Consider the following 17,875-nt stretch of genomic DNA (forward strand, 5'->3'; position numbering starts at 1 on the left):
TCGCCGAAACAAGCTGTCCATTCGGGCTAATCTCAACGAGGCGTACGCCTTCTTGCGGTGAACCACGTGTTTCGCACCCGCAGAGGAGATCCCCTATCTGCCACTGCCGCCGTGAATTCCGCCTTCATCGTTGAAAGGCGGCTGCGCATGTCGGCATCCCCGTTGGCCAATCGTCTTCAGGACAGGCAAATTGTGGAGGACAAGATGACGATAACCATTACCGCCTTTGAAAAATCACCGGATCGCGGCCGAGGTCTCGCGCGCGACATGCGCGTTCGCTGGGCGCTCGAAGAAGTGGGGCAGCCCTATGAGGTTCGCCTCGTTACCTTCAAGACCATGAAGGAACCGGCCCACATCGCGCTTCAGCCTTTCGGGCAAATCCCCACCTATCAGGAAGGCGGCCTTTCCCTGTTCGAGACCGGTGCCATCGTTTTCCATGTCGCGGAGCGCCATACAGGCCTGCTTCCGAGTAACGCCGATGCCCGCGCGCGGGCAATCACCTGGATGTTCGCCGCGCTCAACACCGTGGAGCCGCCGATCCTCGAGCGCGAAGCGACCACCTACGTGGAGCGCGACAAGGACTGGTATCAGGAGCGCCTGCTGATGCTCGAAGATCGCATCCGCGTCCGACTGGCCCAATTGTCGCGGCGGCTTGCCGAGGCCGACTGGCTCGACGGCGCCTTCAGTGCTGGCGACCTGCTGATGGTGACGGTGCTCCGCAGGTTGGAAAGTTCGGGCTTGCTCGACGAATATCCCAGCCTTTCCGCCTACGTCGCGCGCGGCAAGGCGCGGCCGGCCTACAGGCGCGCATTCGATGCGCAGCTTGCGGTCTTCACATCCGCCTCATCCGCCTGACGGGCGCATCACCGCAGAAAGGGTGGGCCCAAGCTTTGCCTCGGCTGATCGTCGACCGAAGGCGGCCGTTCGCCCCTGGTCATCTGCAGCCCTTGGCGAAACAGGCGGGAAACGACCCGCATGAAATCGTCCATGTAGAGATAGATGACCGGCGTCACGAAGAGGGTCACAAGCTGCGACACCAGCAGGCCGCCGACGACGGCGACGCCGAGTGGCTGGCGCAGTTCCGCGCTGGCGCCGCTGCCGATCGCAATCGGCAGCGTGCTCATGATCGCGGCAACGGACGTCATCATGATCGGGCGAAAGCGCATCACGCAAGCTTTGTGGATGGCGTCAGCGGCCGGCGAACCGGCGCGCTGCAGCGTCAGCGCCACGTCGATCATCATGATAGCGTTCTTCTTGACGATGCCGATCAGCATCAGCACGCCGACGATGGCGATGATCGAAAGGTCGAAGCCGCCGAAATAGATCGCCAGCAGCGCCCCGGATATGGCTGATGGCAACCCCGAAAGCACGGTCAGCGGATGGATCAGGCTTTCATAGAGAATGCCGAGCACGAGGTAGATGGTGACGATCACCGCCAACACCAGAAGACCCTGGTTGGCGGCGGCGTCTTTAAACAGCTGGGTGGTGCCGTAATTGCGGGTCGTCACCTCGGACGGCATGCCGATTTCTGCCTTGAGCCGATCGACCTCCGCGAGGGCGTCACCGAGTGCGACCTTGGCCGGCAGGTTGAAGGAAAGCGTGACCGCCGGCAGCTGGCCCAGCTGGTTGATGGTGAGCGGTCCGGACACGGTCTCGACACGGGCGAAGGCCCCGAGCGGAACAAGGCCGCCATTGGCACTGCCGACACGCAGTTCGTCGAACTTGTCGGCCGACCATTGCATCGAGGGATCGAGCTCGAGGATCACCTCGTAGCTGTCGCCCGCCGTATAGATTGTCGAGATCTGCTCGGTACCGAAACTGCCATAGAGCGTGGTGCGCAGCTCGCTCGCGTCGACTCCCAGCGTTGCCGCCTTGTCGAGGTCGACCACCAGGCGCGTTTGTGGCGCGTTGATCTGGAGGTCGCTGTTGACGTCGGTGAAGAAGGCCCGATCCGCGCTCATGGCGTCATGGAGCTTCTGCGCCCATTCATTCATCAGCGGCTGATCAAGGCTCTGGAGCACCAGCTGGTACTGGCTGGCCGACGCGCGCGATCCAACCGAGAGGTTCTGGACCGGCGACATGAAGGCCTGGATGCCGGGGATCGCCGCCAACTTGCGGCGCAGATCCGCAAGCACGGTTTCAAGCGGCGGGCGCGCGCTCTTCGGCTTCAGCTCGACGAAAAGCCGGCCTGAGTTGAGCGCGCTCGACGTGCCACCCGAGCCGATCGTGCTTGCGACATGGGCCACATAGGGCGAACTGGCAAAGACCGCCTCCACATTGGACTGGAGCTTCGACATGGCGGCGAAGGAAATGTCCTGGCGCGCCTGGGTCGTGACCTGCAACTGGCCGATGTCTTCCTGCGGGAAGAACCCCTTCGGGATCGTCGCGATCTGGTAGCCCGTGATCACGACGGTCAACAGGAAGAGCAGAAGCACCAGTGGGCGCGCGTTGATGCAAAGCGACAGCAACCGCTCATAGGCGCGCAGCAGCCCCTCGAAGCCTCGCTCGAAGGCGAGATCCAGGCGCTGCAGCCAGCGCACCTTCTCCTGTCCATCCGTCCTCGCCGGAAGCCGGGCCGCCAGCATCGGCGTGAGCGTGAGCGAAACGAAGGCGGAGGCGAGGATGGCAACGGTGACGACGATTGCAAATTCGTTGAGAATACGGCCGATCACCCCGCCCATCAGCAGCACGGGAATGAACACCGCGACGAGCGACAAAGAGATTGCGATGATCGTAAAGCCGATCTCGCGCGAACCGATCAGCGCCGCCGAGAAGGCATCGATGCCGTCCTCCTCCATGTGCCGCACGATGTTTTCCAGCATGACGATGGCGTCGTCCACCACCAGCCCGACGGAAAGCGTGAGTGCCATCAACGAGATGTTGTCGATCGAAAAGCCGAGCGGATACATCGCCGCGAAGGTGGCGATGATCGAGATTGGCACGGCGAGCGCCGGAATAAGCGTCGCCAAGAGGCGGCGAACGAAGGCGAAGATGACGAGGATCACCAGGCCGACGGTGAGGATCAGCGTGAACTGGACGTCGTGCACCGCCCCGCGGATCGACATGGACCGGTCGCTGAGCGTCTCGATCGAGGCGGCGGCCGGAAGCGACTGGCGGAGCGACGGCAGCAGCGCCTGCACCCGGTCGACGACCTCAACGGTATTGGCATCCGGCTGCCGCTGGATGGCCAGGATGATCGCCCGCGAACCGTCGTGCCAGCTTGCCGTCTGGTTGTTGGCAACGGAATCGATCACCGTCGCGACATCGCCGAGCCGCACGGGCTTGCCATCGACGCTCTTGACGATGATATCCGCGAAACTGGCGGCATTCATGCGCTGCGTGTCCGCAACGATCGCTGCCTGCCGGTCGCTGGTCTGCGCGGTGCCGAGAGGCGAATTGTCGTTTGCCGCCGCAACCGCCGTCTTCAGCTGGTCGACGGAAATGCCGCGCGCGGCAAGCGCATCAGGATGCATCTGAATGCGTACGGCATATTGCTGGCTGCCGAAGATGGACACTTCCGCCACCCCGTCGAGCACCGAAAGGGTCGGCGAAATCACCTGTTGTGCAATGGCGTCGAGGTCGGTGAGCGGCACGGTGCTGCTCTTCAGCGCCAGGAGCAGAACCGGCGCGTCCGCCGGATTGACCTTCCGGTAGCTTGGCGGTGCCGGCATGTCCTGTGGCAGCAACCTGAGCGTCCGGGTGATGGCGGCCTGCACGTCGGCGGCGGCGGCATCGATGTTGCGCCCGAGCACGAACTCGATCGAAATCGAGGTCGAGCCGAGTGCATTCGTCGTCGAGATCGTGTCGATCCCGGCGATGGTGGCGAACTGCTTGATCAGCGGGATGGCGACCGACGTCGACATGGTCTCAGGCGAGGCGCCGGGCAACGAGGCAGAAACGTTGATAACAGGGAAATCCGTTCGCGGGAGCGCGGCGATCGGCAGGACCAGATAGCTGAAAACGCCGGCAAGGATGAGCGCGACCGACAGCAAGACCGTGGCGATCGGACGACGGATACTGAACTCGGACAGCGGCATTTCACGCACTCCCGAATGATGGACAAAACCTAATCCGTCGCGGCCTGACCGGCCGCGTTGGCAGCGACAACGACATCTCCCGGCTTCAGCCGCGCCTGCCCTTCGACGACGACCCGGTCACCGGCGGCGAGGCCCGTGCCGATCGCAGCCTCCTTGCCGTCGTCAGCCAGAACGGACACGCCGCGGGTTTCGACCGTGTTGTCGTCCTTCACCTGAAAGACGAACGGGCCATCCTGTCCCGGCTGGACCGCAACGCTCGGCACAACAGCCGCCTGATGCAGTTGTGCCTGGTCGATATCGACATCCACGAACTGGCCCGGCCAGAGCTTCTGCGCGGCATTGGGGAAGGTCGCGCGCATGGCGATGGTGCCGGAGGCGGTATCGACGGCGGAATCGATGAAATCGAGCATGCCTTGGCCGATGACCGTTTGCGTGCCGCTTGACCGCGCGCGAACCGGCGGGGGCGTGCCGCGATCAATCAGATCCTTGAACGTCTGCAGGCGCTCTTCCGGCAGGCGGAAGGTAACGTCGATCGGCTCGATCGCCGTAATCGTCACGAGATTGTTCGATGTCGCGCCCGATTGGCCGACAAGATCGCCAAGCGCGACCTGCACGGCACCTAGGCGTCCACCGATCGGCGCGGTGATCTCCGTCAGGCTCAGCGCGACCTGATCGGCATCGACGGTCGCGCGGTCAGCGTCCAGGTTCCCCTGCGCCGCCTGTTGCAGCGAGAGAGCGGTGTCATAGCTTTGCTGCGTGCCGGTCTTGTCGTCGCGCAAGGTCTTGGCGCGCTCGAGTTCCGTGTTGGCGTCGGCAAGCTGTGCGGCATCCTTGGCGACGATCGCCTGGTCGCGGGCGAGCCCGGCCTTTATCGTGCGGTCGTCGAGCGTAAACAGCAGGTCCCCCGCCTTGACCATCTGCCCGTCCTTGACGTGGATGGCCGTGATCTGGCTCGCAATGCGCGCGCCCACTTCCACGGTGTCGGGCGCCTGCACGTTGCCCAGGGCATGGACGACCACAGGAACGTCTTTGAGCGTCACCGTCGCCGTCTGCACGGATACGGCGCCGCCGCGCCTCGCGCTGGCGGCCGTGTTGGCCGGCAGTTTCGCCTCGGTCGGCACGGGCTTGCGCGCCACCACGAACCCGATCGCGGCGATCGAGAGAAGAACGACGGCAATACGACAGGTGAGACTTGATCGGCTGACCATCAGCGCGCCTCCGCAGACCTTGCTGTCGGCACGCGGCAATAGGTGGTGCCGACAATCGGAAGCTGGGCCCAAATGTGGCCGCTTCAATGGCGCAACACCCTGAAAAACAATTAAAAATTGTTCATCTTCGGATGCCTTTCACCTCGTCTGGCGATCAAGGCTTCAGCAGTGACGCTTGCTTGGTCCCTCAAGCGTCGAGCGGTGCGCGCTCGACTGCGGCGGCAAGCGCCTGAAACAATTCGCGAAACCCGACCTCGCGTTCGTCCGGCTCGTCGAGACGATCGAGGAAGGCGGCCTGCTCGGTGTAGTTGAGGCGTGTTCCCTCGCCTTCAGCGGCAAATTCGAGAGTGCCGAGAGACGCCGAAATCCGCCGTCCCGCAACGGTCATCGTGTAGGAAAAGACGATGCGCTCATTCGCAACGATCTCGAGATAGATCGTGTCGTTGCGCATGACCGGGCCGTTTCCGAAACGGAAGCGGCTGTGCTCGCGGCCGCCGACTTCGAAAGACGCGGAGAATTCCTCGACCGTCCACCCCTCCCCTTCTACGAACCAGCGTCGTTTTGTGGCGGGATCCGCAAAGGCACGGAAAACGGTCGCCGGGGTCGCGGCGTAGCTGCGGCGAATGACGAAGGTGGCGTGGCGGACGGATCTTTCATTCATGCGCTTGGGTCTCGCTGATGGTTGCTTCATCCCCCGCCCGCTGCTGGGCGGCGATCTTTTCGCCCTGATGCGTGGTGTTCTGCGCGACGATGATCCTCCAGGCGTCATCCTGGCGTCGAAGAATGTAGAGCGGCCGTCCTTCGTCCTCGCCCGCCCGGCGGTTGCCGTCGGCATTAACCGGAATTTGCCGCACGTTCACCGCGGCGACATCCTCATGCAGGAAGGTGATGCGCTCGACGTCGTAGAGCGCCTGAAAATCGCGAAACAGGCTTGGGAGTACGGCGGCGGTGAAGGCGTGGATTGCCGGTGCGCCGACGATCCGGCGTCCGAACGCGGTCGTCCATACGGCCTCCGGCGCCAGCAATGAGACGAAGCCGTCGACGTCCCGGAGCCATTGGGTCTCTTCGACCCGGGCAACAAGTGCGAGAACGGCAGTGACATCGCGGGCATCGGGAGGCGACACGCCGCCGGCTTGTTCGATCGCAGGAATGGGGCGCAAGCGCGGCATCACGGCGTACTCCCGATGGTGCGGTCCCCGACCGCTAGGGCCTGGGCGACAGATCCGGAAACGTGGGTGCGAAATACCGGATCCGCGCCAGGCCCTAGCAGCAGGAAAACCTCGTCCGGCGGCCGGCCGGCGATAGAGGCTTCATCGACGTTGCACGGGACGGGAGGAGTGTCGGAACGGACGGTGATGCAATCACAGTCGTGCGCCTCCTGCGTGCCGGAGGTGTGATTGACGATCGGCCGTTTCATTCCCTTGCTCCCTTGCCCCGTGGGGGGAGCATTGCCCGATTTAGATGATCGATGTAATTGCTCGAATATCGATCACTTTGATCAGGATAGCCGATCATGCTGGATGCGCTGACGCTCGACCAATTGCGCATATTCGTCGCCGTCGTCGACCACGGCTCGTTCCGGGCGGCGGCGCGCGCGCTCGGACGGGCCCAGTCCGGCCTCAGCAGCGCCATCCTCAACCTCGAAACGGAACTGCGCCTGCCGCTGTTCGACCGTTCCCAGCACCGCCCCGAGTTGACGAAGGCCGGAGCGACGCTGCTTGCAGAGGCCCGGACCTTGCTGATCAAGGCCGACGCACTGCGGGCCAAGGCGAACGGTTTCCATCAGGGCATGGAATCGGCCCTGCGCGTAGCGCTCGACCCGCTGCTTCCACTGCCGGATATCGCCCGGGTGATCAGCAATTTCACCCGCGCCCATGCCGGCGTGCGGGTGGAACTCGTGACAGCGCCAATGACCATGGCGTTGAGCCTGGTGCTTGACGGCGACTGCGACCTTGGCCTGACGGCCGCGCAGGAAACGGACGCACATATCGCCAGCGAGGCCGTCGCCGCTTTTCCGGGCATGGTGCCGGTCTGCGCCGGCGGTCATCCCCTCGCCGGCCCCCGCGACGGCTCCGCCGGCCTGACGGCGGTCGATCTTGCCGACCATCTGCAGATCGTCGTTGCCGATCCCGCAGCCGATACGCAGGCGGTGAGCTACGCGGTGTTCTCGCAGCAAACGTTGAGGGTCAGCGACCTTGCGACCAAACACGCGCTCATTCTTGCCGGGGCCGGGTGGGGTCATCTGCCCCTGTGGCTGATCGCGGCAGATCTTGGCGAAGGGCGGCTCTGCGAGGTGCCGCTTGCGGCCCGTAACGGTCTTCCCGGTCCGCTCCTCCCCTTCTACACGATCCGCCGGATCGATCGGGTCTGCGGCCCCGCTATGGAAAGCCTGTGCGGGCTCATGCTTGCGCACTTTCGCGGTCAGCGGCAGGCCACATCGGCGCTCCCCTGATTGGGACAGCAATACTCCGGCGAGAGCGAGAAGGCATCCAGGGGGTTGACGTCTGCGAGTGGAGCGTCTTCAGTTCCCCCCGAACAGGGCTGCCGCCTTGCAACGGGGCAGCCACGTCCCCATCTCCAGATCTCATGGTCGCCTGGCCGGGCGGCTTGTTCCCCATCGACCTGATCTTATCGCGTCGCGCGCAAAGCGACGAATTTCATTCAGTAAAGGGTTTCCCATGGCTCACTATCCAGACATCCTGCTTCATATCGACGGCGCCTGGCGGCCGGCGCGATCCGGCAAGACCATTCCCGTCATCGACCCGGCCAGCGAGGAAGCGATCGGCCAGGTGGCCTGGGCCGAAGTGGAAGACCTGGATGAGGCGCTTGCGGCGGCCGAGAAGGGCTTCAAGACATGGCGGGCTACGTCCGCCTTCGACCGCGCCCAGGTGATGCGGTCGGCAGCCGCCCTGCTGCGCCAACGGGCCGGTGACATCGCCTGGCTGATGACCCGCGAGCAAGGCAAGCCGCTTGCCCAGTCGAAAGGCGAGATCCTTGGCGCCGCCGACATCATCGAGTGGTTCGCCGAGGAAGGAAAACGCGCCTACGGCCAGATCATTCCGCCGCGCGCGCCGGACGTCACCCAGATGACGGTCAAGCTGCCGGTCGGTCCGGTTGCCGCCTTCACGCCTTGGAACTTCCCGATCAACCAGGTGGTGCGCAAGCTTTCGGCAGCGTTGACCACCGGCTGCTCGATCATCGTCAAGGCGCCCGAGGAAACACCGGCGTCGCCTGCCGAACTCATCCGCTGCTTCGTCGATGCCGGGCTTCCCGCAGGCGTCGTCAACCTCGTCTACGGCGTGCCGGCCGTCATCTCGGAATACCTGATCTCCCATCCGGTGATCCGCAAGATGTCGTTTACCGGCTCGACGCCGGTCGGCAAGATGCTGGCGGCCCTTGCCGGCCAGCACATGAAGCGCGCGACGATGGAACTTGGCGGGCATGCGCCCGTCATCGTCACCGATGACGCCGATGTCGAGCGCGCCGTCGCCATCATGTCCGCCAGCAAATACCGCAATGCCGGCCAGGTTTGCGTGTCGCCGACCCGCTTCCTCGTGCAGGAGCGCGTGGCGGATCAGTTCCTCGACGGCTTCGTCGCCGCCTCGAAAAAGATCAAGGTTGGCAACGGTCTCGAAGACGGTATCGACATGGGGCCGCTTGCCAACGAGCGGCGCATCCCGGCGATCGAAAGCCTGGTCGCCGACGCCGTCGAGCATGGCGCTCGTCTGGCAACCGGCGGCCATCGCATCGGCAACCGCGGCTACTTCTTCGAGCCGACGGTTCTCGCCGACGTGCCGCTTTCCGCCCGGATCATGAATGACGAGCCGTTCGGCCCGGTCTCGATCATCAATCGCTTCCATGATCTCGATGAGGCGATCAACGAGGCCAATCGCCTGCCCTTCGGTCTTGCCGCCTATGCCTTCACCGGATCGGAGCGCAGCGCCCATCGTCTGGCAAGCGAGGTCGAAAGCGGAATGATCTCGATCAACCATCTGGGCCTGGCGCTCCCCGAAGTCCCCTTCGGCGGCATCAAGGATTCCGGCTACGGTACAGAGGGCGGCTCGGAGGCGATCGAGGCCTATCTCGAAACACGCTTCGTCACGCGAAAGAGCGTCTGACGCCGCGGTCGGCGAAAGATCCACTCGCTCGATAAAGCAAAAAGGGACGGCGCCGATGCGCCGTCCCTTGTCCTATCATGCGTAGGTTACAACGCGTTGCTGATCCAGTCTTCATGCCCGTGACGGACGCGAACAACGAGAATGTCACCATCCGCATCGATCCTGTAGACGACCAGATGTGCCTTGAACGGGTGGATGCGCATCGGCGGTGACAGCTCCGTGCGCTCGCGCGCCATGCGCGGGTTGACCGCGATGAGGGCGAAGAGGTCGAAAAGTTCATCGTGATACCGCCTCGCCTGGGCGGAACCAAAAAGGCGCACGCCATCCGCGGCGATTGCGATGACGTCTTCTTCCGCCGCGACGGAAAGTCGAAATGCCATTACTTGCGGTCGCGCGGCGCCTCAGCGCGCGCCAGCGCCGCAGAAAAGAGCGCATCCTTGGAGCGCGATCCGACGCCGCTGTTAAGGCCGTCGTCGACAAAGCGCTGCATTGCCGCAACCTTGTCGTTGCGCTCCTGGTCCCTACGGATGAGGTCGCGCACATAGTCGCTGGCATTGGCATAACGACCCGTGCGTGCCTGCGCTTCCACCCAGTCCTTCATCGGATCAGGCAGGGATACGTTCATCGTCGCCATGTCGGCCTCCATTGCTGCTGGAAGAATGACATAATTTGGCAAAGTTTGTCAAACCAGGAACCTGCCTTCCGTGACGTCGCGCGGAACTCCTCCGACACCGCGATACCGCCGGCCGAACGCGGTTCTCAGGGCCTACCCGATCGTCACGACGGTTGACTATCGAGGTGCCAACCTCTCTGAATACCGTCACGACACATTAAACGACTGATTGCATCGGACTTGCGTGAATGACCGAGACGTCTCAACGAAATGGAATGGCCGCGACGGCCCCCGCCCTTTCCGAACCGGAAAAGAACATCATCATCGGCGGCGTTCTTCTCTCCATGCTTCTGGCGGCACTCGACCAGACGATCGTGGCGCCGGCGATGCCGACCATCGGCAAGGCTCTGGGACACGCCGACTACCTGCCATGGGTGGTGACCGGCTACCTGCTGACCGCGACAGCCATGGCCCCGCTTTACGGCAAGATCTCCGATATCTACGGACGACGGCCGACGATCTTTGCGGCCATCATCATTTTCCTTGCGGGATCACTAATTAGCGCGCTGGCGCCCAACATGCTGACGCTGATCGTCGGCCGCGCCGTTCAGGGCCTGGGTGGTGGCGGCCTGTTCGCACTGGCGCAGACCGTCATCGGCGACCTCGTACCGCCCCGCGAACGGGCGCGTTACGCCGCCTGGATATCGGGAACCTGGGCAGTCGCGAGCATCGCCGGTCCACTCCTGGGCGGCACCTTCGCCGAGCATTTGCACTGGTCGCTGATCTTCTGGATCAACATCCCGCTGGGGCTGGTGGCGATGGCGATCATCAACAAGCCGCTGAGGAAGCTGCCAACCGTCGCCCGCGCACACCGGATCGACGGGGCCGGAGCCCTACTGCTCGTCGCTGCGACGTCGCTTTTACTGCTTGCGCTCAACTGGGGCGGCAGCCGCTATCCATGGCTCTCCGCCGTCATACTCGGCCTGCTCGGCGCTTCCGTCGTCCTCTGGGTCACGTTTGCGCTGCGGCTGCGCAGGGCAAGCGAACCGCTGATCTCGCTGGAAGTGCTTGCCAATCCCATCGTCCGCTACGGAACGCTCGCCATGTTCCTGGCGCAGGGCGCCAATGTCGGGCTCTCGGTCTATATCCCCGTCTACGCGCAGACGTTCCACGGCCTGTCGGCCAGCAGTTCGGGTGTGGTGATGCTCGGCCTGCTGCTTGGAACGGTTTGTGGAGCGACAACCAGCGGGCGGACGATACCGCGCATCGTCCACTATAAGAGGATCGCGCTGATCGGCGGCGCGCTTGCCTTCCTTTGCCTGGCGGCCCTTGCTGCTCTCGCCGGCCGGACCTCGCTCGTCGTCCTTGAACTCCTGACATTCGCCGCAGGTTTCGGCTCGGGCATGACTTTCCCGGTGGCGACGATTTCGGTCCAGAATTCCGTCGACCAGACGCATCTTGGCGTCGCGACCGGGGTCCTGACCTTCCTGCGATCGCTCGGCGGCGCCCTTGGCGTTGCGGCCTTCGGCGCGATCGCCCTTGGCAACGGCCTGCCGCTCGCTGGCGAAGGGGTGGAAGCGCTCGGCGCGACGGTTACGTCGGCCGTGCCCTTCACCTATATCTTCATCGCGAGCGCTGCAGCGATGGCGGCAGCGCTCGCGCTTTTTCATCTCATGCCGGAAAAGCCGTTGCGCGGTCGCGACGAGACCGCGGTGGCCGCTGCGGTCGAGTAGCAGCACCGCTGATGGCCGCACCTGTCCCGGCGCGGCCATCAATCGGATCGCGGGCTTAGAACTCCGCCTTCAGCGACGCGTAGAAGGTACGTCCCGGGCCTGGCTGCTGCACCAGGCTCAAGGGATCGACATAATAGGCGTCGGTCAGGTTCTCGATGCGGAAGCTCGCCGTCAGGCTCTCGTTGATCCGGTATTCTGCGAACGCGTCCACCAAGGTATAGGGCTTCCAGTTAATCAGCGAGATGAACTGCGAAGCGCCCTGGGCGGTCACGTCGCCATGGCCGATCGCGCGCGATCCGGTGCGCGAAATCCGCCCGCCGACTGTCAAGGCGTCGTCGAGGAACGTCTGCGACAGCGTCAACGCGACCGTGTATTCCGGCGGCACCTGGTTGGTGGCGTAATCGGCATAGAGCGACTTGTTTCCGCAGGTGGTCGCCGTCCGGCAAAACTCGACATCGGTGTAGTAGTTGGCGGCAAGTTCGGCGGTAAAGCCGCCGCGTTCATAGCGACCGGACAGTTCTATGCCCTGGAAATGCGCTCCGGCGATGTTGTGGATGCGCATGCCGGAGATACCGCGCGGATCGGTATACCATTCGCGCGAGATGTAGTTGTCGACATTCCAGTCGAAGAAGCCGAGCTTCATCATCGCCTGGTCGTCGGCAGAAAACACGCCGTCACGCCTGAGATTGGTGCCCACCTCCCAGTTGCTCGACCGTTCCGGGCGCAGGTTGGAATTGACGTTCATGGTGAAGGCCGAAACACCCTCGAAGATGCTCGGCGAGCGCAGCGCGTTCGAGTAGTTCACATAAAACTGCGTGCCGTCGAAGGGCTCCAGCGTCACGCCCACCGACGGGCTGAAGCCGCCTTCGCTGAGCGCCGTGTCGTAGGTGTAGCCAGGGCGGACCTGTTCCGGGGCGTTTCGATCCTCTGTCCAGTAGTGCTGGTAGCGCAGGCCACCATTGATCGTCAGCCAATCGGTGGCTTTCCAGGCGGCCTTGGCGAAGGCGGCCGCCTCCTGCCGCGTGCCGTCGCGAAGGTCGAGCCATGTCTCAAGTTCCGGCGTGAACTTGCTCGGTCGCGTATCCTCGCTCAGGAACGACAGGCCGTAGGTCAGGTCGAGCGGGCCGTAGTCGGTCGTCAAGGCCGACGTGTTTGCAACATCGGCGCCCCACATGAAGGTATCGGAGCCGGTGCGGAAATCGGCCGGCAGGCCGAAATCTCCGGGCTGCGGATAGAGCACGCCGCTCCGCCGGGGATTGCGCAGTTCCAGCCGCGTAGCCCAGAGATTGGCCTTGAGATCGATCAGGTCATTGTCGTCAGGCTTCCAGCCATAGCGAAGCGTGCCGGCATCGACCTTCGTTCCGGCGGTCTGGCCCTGCTGTATGGCCTGGCCCCGGTCCGAGGTCAGGCGCGACGCCAGGAGGTCGCCGGCCTCGCTGCGAAACCCGTTGTAGCCGAACTGCAAACTGTGACCGTCCTCGAAACGGACAGTGCCCTTGGCGAGATAGGACTTTGTCTGGAGCTGGGTGTTCAACACCTCCTCGCCGGCCCGGTAGTTGGCGATGCCGATGTTCTCGATGTAGTCCTTCCAGCCCCGGGCCGGCGGCAGGCATACGCCGCTTTCATAGCAGAATGGTCGCGGCCCCATGCTCACTGGCACTGCCGAAGGTCCGTTGCTGCCGGCATGATAGTTGCCCTGGCGGCGATAGGCGTAGCCGGCAAGGAGGTCGACGTTTTCCTCCTGCATCGCGCCGACGATGCTGCCCGAGGCGCTGGTCGGATCGAAGAACGAGGGGCGGTCCATTCCGTCGCTCTTTGCCGTAGCCACCGGCGGCGCCCAGGTGCCCCCGGGCCAGGCATAGCCGGCGGTGGTGCCGGCCGGCGGTGGGGTGGAGGTGTTGGTGCCAAACCCGCCCTTGACCCGGAGACCGAATGTCCGCCCCTCCTTCACGATGTCGCCGGCGTCCAGCGTGCGCATCGCCACCGTACCGGCGATGCCGCTCGATGCAACGTCGGAGCCCTTGGTGATATCGACGCCGCCCAGAAAATCCGGATCGACGAAGGTCCGGTTGGAGATACCCTGATAACCCTGGTAGACCGTGGCCGAATTGCTGGCGCCGTCGACGGTGACGGCGACACGCCCCATGCCCTGCATGCCGCGGATGTTGACGTCGACGGCGCCCGCGCCGTTGCGCGCTTCGCCGGAGAGCACGCCCGGCGTGCCGCGGAAAATGTCTGCCGGGCTCGAGCCGCGGAAGCGGTCGATGTTTTCTTCCGAGATGTAGGCGGTCGGCGCAGCCGTTTCGTAGGGCGCATCGACCGGATTGATGATGCCGCCGCCGGCAACGATCGGCGCAAGCATCGTTGCGCCGTCGGCAGCACCGACCGCGTGCGCACCGGAAACGCGCTCGGTAATCGTGACGGTCCCGCCGCTCAGGCTATAGGAGAGGCCGGTGCCGGACAAAAGCTGCGACAGCGCCTCGGTCGGGGCGATCGGCCCGCTGACCGCAGGCGCGGATTTCCCCTGGGTCAGCGATGCCGAATAGGCGAGTTTCATCCCCGACTGCCGCGCAAATGCCGTAAGCGCCGCGGTCAGGGATTGCGCCGGAATGTCGAAAGTGATGGCACCGGAACGGGCCGACCGCTCCTGTTGTGCCAGAGCCGGCACTGCCGTTTGAAGTGAACCGACCGCCGTGGTTGCGACCACGACCGCGCCGAGAAGTTTGTTTCGCCCCGTTTGTCTGGACATCTGATCCCTATTCCCATGCTTTGAGCGAGGGACCGGTATTCCTGCTGGCAGGACACATCCCTCAAAAGCCGAGACGATGCGCCACTCAAAAATCCGCAACGGCGTTCGAAAAAAAATGAAACCGGCTAGACCGCCGAGATCAGCGTCACGAAGCGGGTCATGCGTGTGACCCGGATCGGCAGGCCGGACGCAAGCGCTGCAAGCGAGGCGTCCGGCGTTCTCAAGTCCAAAACGGCGCTGACCAGCGTCGATTTCAAGCGGTCGTGACTGAAGACGATCCAGCCGCCGTGATAGCGGCTGAGGGCCGCGACAACGTCGCCGAGCCTGCGGTTTTCGGCGACATACATGCCGGACTGCCATGCGAGCGCGATGGCCGGATCCTGCACGACAGGGCTGCCGATGGCGCCGTCACCACCGACCGACACACGCTCCCCTTCGGCGAGCGTAACGCCCATGAGGTCACCGCCAGCCATTGGCGATACGCGAACGGAATGACGGGTCACGCCAATGCCGAGCGAACCATCGGCGGCATTGGCGTCCACATCGAAAGCGGTTCCAAGGGCCGTGACGATGGTTTCACCTGAGGCAACCTGAAACGGCCGCGCGTCCGCCACCACGTCGAAAAATGCCTGGCCTTCCTTCAGAACCACCCGGCGGGCCTGCTCGTCGAAATCCACATCCATGGCCGTGCGCGCGTTGAGGATCACCCGTGACCCGTCAGGCAGGCCGATCGAACGGGTCTCTGCCGTGGCTGTCGCGTAATCGGAGCCGAGGATGCGCAGCCAGGGGCGCGAAGCGGCAAGCCCACCGCCCAGGACAGCGATGCCGACCGCGCCGGTCAGAAGGCGGCGGCGTGAAAGGAGCGCGGTGTCGCGGCCGGGATAGATGAGGCCGGTGCGGCGATCGCGGCGCAGATGTGCCGCATCGTCCCACAAGGCTTCCGCTTCCACCGCTGCCGCCTCGTGCACCACGCTTTGTCCACGCCACGCCTCATAGGCGCGCTGGTCGTCTAAGGTCGCCTCACCGGAATGGAGCCGGACGACCCAGCCGAGCGCCGCGTCGGAGATGTCTTTCGCTGGACAATGCGTTGCCGCCGATGCGGGTTTCATCGCCCTGTCAGACATGGTCCATCTCGCGCCGCACGTCGCGGCAATGGCACAGCGCACGCAGCATGTGCTTTTCGACCATGCTGACCGAGATGCCAAGTGTTTCGGCTATTTCCCGATGCGAATGGCCCTCGACCTTGTTCATGATAAAAGCCGTCCGGCAGGCGATCGGCAGTTCGTTCAAGAGAACGGAAAGGGCTGCGACCTTGTCGCGAAATTCCAGCCGCAGCGCAAAGTCGTCCGACGACGACAGGCGGTCTGCCTGGTCCAGTTCGACCCGGCGCGACCACTCCCGCTCCAGCTTGATGCGAAAGTCGATGGCCGCATTTCGGGCTGCCTTGAACAGGTAGGAACGCGGATGCTCGACGCTGCGGCGGTCGACCCTCACCATGCGCAGATAGGCGTTCTGAACCACTTCCTCACCGTCGTCCCGATTGCCGATCAGGCGCGAGGCGTAGCGCACCACCTCCTTGTGATGGCGCTTGAAGAGCAGGCCGAGCCAGTGATTGAGAGAACTTGCCACCATGCTGCCCTTCCTAGCGAAGCGCGACGCGGCGGTCTTGGGAGTGGATTTCGACGGGCATGGCGCAAACTTCGCGGGGGATCCTGCGGCTTGATTGATGCCGCAGGCTAATACTTGTCTTTTATACTCATGTTTAATCACCCAGCAAGCGCCTTGGGTAAAATGGCTGCAGATTTTGCAGATCAAACCGGCTCAAGGCACGGCACGAACCCGGACCGTCCGCGAATAACAAGCACGGTCGCCTTCATGATCGCCGGCACCGGATGCGCGGAGAAACCGGGCAATCCGACGCCGGCGCTCAAGCGTTTATCCAAACAGGATCGCGACACGTCCGGGGAGTTGCAGGAAGTTTGCGAGCGACATTTGCGGTGTCAATCCGCCCACCCCTTCCGGCCAGGGATCGCGCAGCAGCAGTGTGTTGCCGTCGTTCTCGTAGCCGTAGACGACATAATAGTGATAGGCGTTGCCGATCACGAAGATGCGGTTGTTATCGATCTCGGTTTTGACGGCCTGAGCGGTCAGGACCACATTGAGGAAATGACCGCCGGTCGTCGCGTTGTCGAAAGCGTTCCATTGGGTCCTGACCAATTGCACGACCTGGCTATTCCGATTGGCGCCGTCATTTTCCAGTTGGTCGGTGGAGAGGTCGAGCGCCTGGGCAATTTGCAGGCGCTCCTGGACCGCGGGGTCGAGCGAAGCCAGCGCGAAGGTGCTCCGACGGGCAATGTCGTATTGTGACACGGCGGGCAGGTTGCGAAAACTGCGAACCATCGCCTCGGCAGCGGCAAAGCACCATGCAGCCGAACCTTGCGGAACGAGTGGCGGCGGATGGAGAACTGTGGTCATTTCGAACTCCTTCTAGAAGACATTGGCGATGAAGATGCGGCCTCGATCTGACAGGGGCGGAAAATTCCGCAACTGCTGGGTCGAGCAGTGCATTGACAGGCGGCTCACGGCATTTGCGGCGGTGGGCGCCCTCGGCATGCGGCAAGCATGCGGGCTCGGCGGCCCATGGTTGGTCTGGTCGTTTCCATGCTGGCTTCCTTTCGTCAGGAAGGGGAACAGTCATGCGAGGCTTGAGCCTGCGGTCAGCCGAAAGGCGCATCGGCGCTTGGCGCAGACGTGCATCGCAGGATGTTTTCCGGGCTCAACTCGACGCGTTGCGCCGGCGAAGACGGGTTGAAGTCGACGACCTGAACATTGGTCTGGGCCTCGGCATCGATCGCCTCTCCGGCGGTATAGCTGCCGAACACGACCCAGCAGCGGTTTCGGTGAGGGATGAAGGCACCGAGAACATTGACGTTGAAATCCACGGTGTAGATGGGCGACTTTCCAAGCGCGATGCCGAGGTGAATCGGAAAGTCGAAGGTCGCATTGAGCTGGCGGATCGTGAGTGCGCCCTGCGCACCCCCCGTTCTCAGGTTCTGGAAGGTCGGGGCACCAAAACTGTCGGACCCGAAGTCGATGAGGTTTTCGCGCTCGGGGTCCGCAGCGACATACTGGTAGGCGGTAAAGGTCGTGCGTCCGCCAAAGGTCCCGCGTTCGCCCCAGATGAAGCCGACTTCGGTCGACCAGGAGAAGCGCACCTGGGTGCCGGGTGCCGCCGGACGCGCAAGCCACGCCAGGCATGCCGGCCCCGTCGGACCGGGGGCGGACGGCGGAACCTGGTAGAGCGCGAAGCTGCCATGCAAACTCGAATTGTTGACGCAGGTAAGCCTATACTCGGACATATCGGGTCTCCCTGAGCGGTGAGAGGAAGAGGCGGCGGCTGGTTTCAGCCGCCGCCCG

The 17,875-nt window shown here is 63.8% G+C and carries 15 protein-coding genes; 4 read left to right on the plus strand and 11 right to left on the minus strand.

Annotated elements, in window-relative coordinates:
* Positions 1-204: 204 nt before the first annotated feature.
* Entirely contained in the window at positions 205-855 is a 651-nt protein-coding gene (locus ACIQUG_RS31000) for a glutathione S-transferase family protein (RefSeq protein WP_402326083.1), read from the plus strand.
* Positions 856-863: 8 nt separating this feature from the next.
* Here the strand turns inward: ACIQUG_RS31000 and ACIQUG_RS31005 are convergent, their stop codons facing one another.
* From ACIQUG_RS31005 to ACIQUG_RS31020, 4 genes are all read right to left on the minus strand, one after another.
* A complete protein-coding gene (locus ACIQUG_RS31005; protein ID WP_402326084.1) occupies positions 864-4,037 on the minus strand; it encodes an efflux RND transporter permease subunit in 3,174 nt (1,057 codons plus the stop codon).
* Between the two features lie 29 nt (positions 4,038-4,066).
* Complete coding sequence (locus tag ACIQUG_RS31010) at positions 4,067-5,245, minus strand: efflux RND transporter periplasmic adaptor subunit (protein WP_402326086.1); 1,179 nt, start codon at positions 5,243-5,245, stop codon at positions 4,067-4,069.
* A gap of 187 nt (positions 5,246-5,432) precedes the next feature.
* On the minus strand, positions 5,433-5,906 hold the full coding sequence (locus tag ACIQUG_RS31015; protein ID WP_402326087.1) for an SRPBCC family protein: 474 nt from the start codon (positions 5,904-5,906) through the stop codon (positions 5,433-5,435).
* Positions 5,899-6,414: an SgcJ/EcaC family oxidoreductase gene (locus ACIQUG_RS31020; protein ID WP_402326089.1), complete on the minus strand. Its 516-nt coding sequence runs from the start codon at positions 6,412-6,414 to the stop codon at positions 5,899-5,901. Before ACIQUG_RS31020 ends, ACIQUG_RS31015 begins: the two co-directional genes overlap by 8 nt.
* 344 nt (positions 6,415-6,758) lie before the next feature.
* Between ACIQUG_RS31020 and ACIQUG_RS31025 the strand changes: the two genes are divergently transcribed.
* A complete protein-coding gene (locus ACIQUG_RS31025; protein WP_402326090.1) occupies positions 6,759-7,697 on the plus strand; it encodes a LysR family transcriptional regulator in 939 nt (312 codons plus the stop codon).
* A 226-nt stretch (positions 7,698-7,923) separates the two neighbouring features.
* A complete protein-coding gene (locus ACIQUG_RS31030; protein ID WP_402326091.1) occupies positions 7,924-9,363 on the plus strand; it encodes an NAD-dependent succinate-semialdehyde dehydrogenase in 1,440 nt (479 codons plus the stop codon).
* 86 nt (positions 9,364-9,449) lie between these two features.
* On the opposite strand, the gene ACIQUG_RS31035 is transcribed toward ACIQUG_RS31030, so the two are convergent.
* Both ACIQUG_RS31035 and ACIQUG_RS31040 read right to left on the minus strand, forming a co-directional pair.
* On the minus strand, positions 9,450-9,743 hold the full coding sequence (locus tag ACIQUG_RS31035) for a type II toxin-antitoxin system RelE/ParE family toxin (protein WP_402326092.1): 294 nt from the start codon (positions 9,741-9,743) through the stop codon (positions 9,450-9,452).
* Positions 9,743-9,997, minus strand: coding sequence for a type II toxin-antitoxin system ParD family antitoxin (locus tag ACIQUG_RS31040; RefSeq protein ID WP_043612157.1), 255 nt, complete (start codon positions 9,995-9,997; stop codon positions 9,743-9,745). The genes ACIQUG_RS31035 and ACIQUG_RS31040 overlap by 1 nt, the downstream gene beginning before the upstream one ends.
* Before the next feature lie 254 nt (positions 9,998-10,251).
* On the opposite strand from ACIQUG_RS31040, the gene ACIQUG_RS31045 reads away from it, so the two are divergent.
* Complete coding sequence (locus tag ACIQUG_RS31045) at positions 10,252-11,709, plus strand: MDR family MFS transporter (protein WP_402326094.1); 1,458 nt, start codon at positions 10,252-10,254, stop codon at positions 11,707-11,709.
* A 55-nt stretch (positions 11,710-11,764) separates the two neighbouring features.
* Here the strand turns inward: ACIQUG_RS31045 and ACIQUG_RS31050 are convergent, their stop codons facing one another.
* The 5 genes from ACIQUG_RS31050 to ACIQUG_RS31070 form a co-directional block, all read right to left on the minus strand.
* On the minus strand, positions 11,765-14,458 hold the full coding sequence (locus tag ACIQUG_RS31050) for a TonB-dependent receptor domain-containing protein (RefSeq protein WP_402326095.1): 2,694 nt from the start codon (positions 14,456-14,458) through the stop codon (positions 11,765-11,767).
* Between the two features lie 125 nt (positions 14,459-14,583).
* Positions 14,584-15,582 (minus strand): FecR family protein, encoded by a 999-nt coding sequence (locus tag ACIQUG_RS31055; RefSeq protein WP_402326096.1) that lies wholly within the window; start codon positions 15,580-15,582, stop codon positions 14,584-14,586.
* On the minus strand, positions 15,575-16,090 hold the full coding sequence (locus tag ACIQUG_RS31060; protein WP_402326097.1) for a sigma-70 family RNA polymerase sigma factor: 516 nt from the start codon (positions 16,088-16,090) through the stop codon (positions 15,575-15,577). The genes ACIQUG_RS31055 and ACIQUG_RS31060 overlap by 8 nt, the downstream gene beginning before the upstream one ends.
* Before the next feature lie 303 nt (positions 16,091-16,393).
* Positions 16,394-16,933 (minus strand): papain-like cysteine protease family protein, encoded by a 540-nt coding sequence (locus tag ACIQUG_RS31065; protein WP_402326098.1) that lies wholly within the window; start codon positions 16,931-16,933, stop codon positions 16,394-16,396.
* Positions 16,934-17,175: 242 nt separating this feature from the next.
* A complete protein-coding gene (locus ACIQUG_RS31070) occupies positions 17,176-17,817 on the minus strand; it encodes a hypothetical protein (RefSeq protein WP_043612003.1) in 642 nt (213 codons plus the stop codon).
* Between the last annotated feature and the right edge of the window lie 58 nt (positions 17,818-17,875).

It is taken from the genome of Ensifer sp. NPDC090286 (assembly GCF_044769565.1).
Taxonomy (GTDB): domain Bacteria; phylum Pseudomonadota; class Alphaproteobacteria; order Rhizobiales; family Rhizobiaceae; genus Ensifer.

Coding starts and splice junctions, on each gene's coding strand:
- ACIQUG_RS31000 (WP_402326083.1), top strand. CDS start 205: ATGACGATAACCATTACCGCCTTTGAAAAATCACCGGATCGCGGCCGA.
- ACIQUG_RS31005 (WP_402326084.1), bottom strand. CDS start 4,037: ATGCCGCTGTCCGAGTTCAGTATCCGTCGTCCGATCGCCACGGTCTTG.
- ACIQUG_RS31010 (WP_402326086.1), bottom strand. CDS start 5,245: ATGGTCAGCCGATCAAGTCTCACCTGTCGTATTGCCGTCGTTCTTCTC.
- ACIQUG_RS31015 (WP_402326087.1), bottom strand. CDS start 5,906: ATGAATGAAAGATCCGTCCGCCACGCCACCTTCGTCATTCGCCGCAGC.
- ACIQUG_RS31020 (WP_402326089.1), bottom strand. CDS start 6,414: ATGCCGCGCTTGCGCCCCATTCCTGCGATCGAACAAGCCGGCGGCGTG.
- ACIQUG_RS31025 (WP_402326090.1), top strand. CDS start 6,759: ATGCTGGATGCGCTGACGCTCGACCAATTGCGCATATTCGTCGCCGTC.
- ACIQUG_RS31030 (WP_402326091.1), top strand. CDS start 7,924: ATGGCTCACTATCCAGACATCCTGCTTCATATCGACGGCGCCTGGCGG.
- ACIQUG_RS31035 (WP_402326092.1), bottom strand. CDS start 9,743: ATGGCATTTCGACTTTCCGTCGCGGCGGAAGAAGACGTCATCGCAATC.
- ACIQUG_RS31040 (WP_043612157.1), bottom strand. CDS start 9,997: ATGGCGACGATGAACGTATCCCTGCCTGATCCGATGAAGGACTGGGTG.
- ACIQUG_RS31045 (WP_402326094.1), top strand. CDS start 10,252: ATGGCCGCGACGGCCCCCGCCCTTTCCGAACCGGAAAAGAACATCATC.
- ACIQUG_RS31050 (WP_402326095.1), bottom strand. CDS start 14,458: ATGTCCAGACAAACGGGGCGAAACAAACTTCTCGGCGCGGTCGTGGTC.
- ACIQUG_RS31055 (WP_402326096.1), bottom strand. CDS start 15,582: ATGTCTGACAGGGCGATGAAACCCGCATCGGCGGCAACGCATTGTCCA.
- ACIQUG_RS31060 (WP_402326097.1), bottom strand. CDS start 16,090: ATGGTGGCAAGTTCTCTCAATCACTGGCTCGGCCTGCTCTTCAAGCGC.
- ACIQUG_RS31065 (WP_402326098.1), bottom strand. CDS start 16,933: ATGACCACAGTTCTCCATCCGCCGCCACTCGTTCCGCAAGGTTCGGCT.
- ACIQUG_RS31070 (WP_043612003.1), bottom strand. CDS start 17,817: ATGTCCGAGTATAGGCTTACCTGCGTCAACAATTCGAGTTTGCATGGC.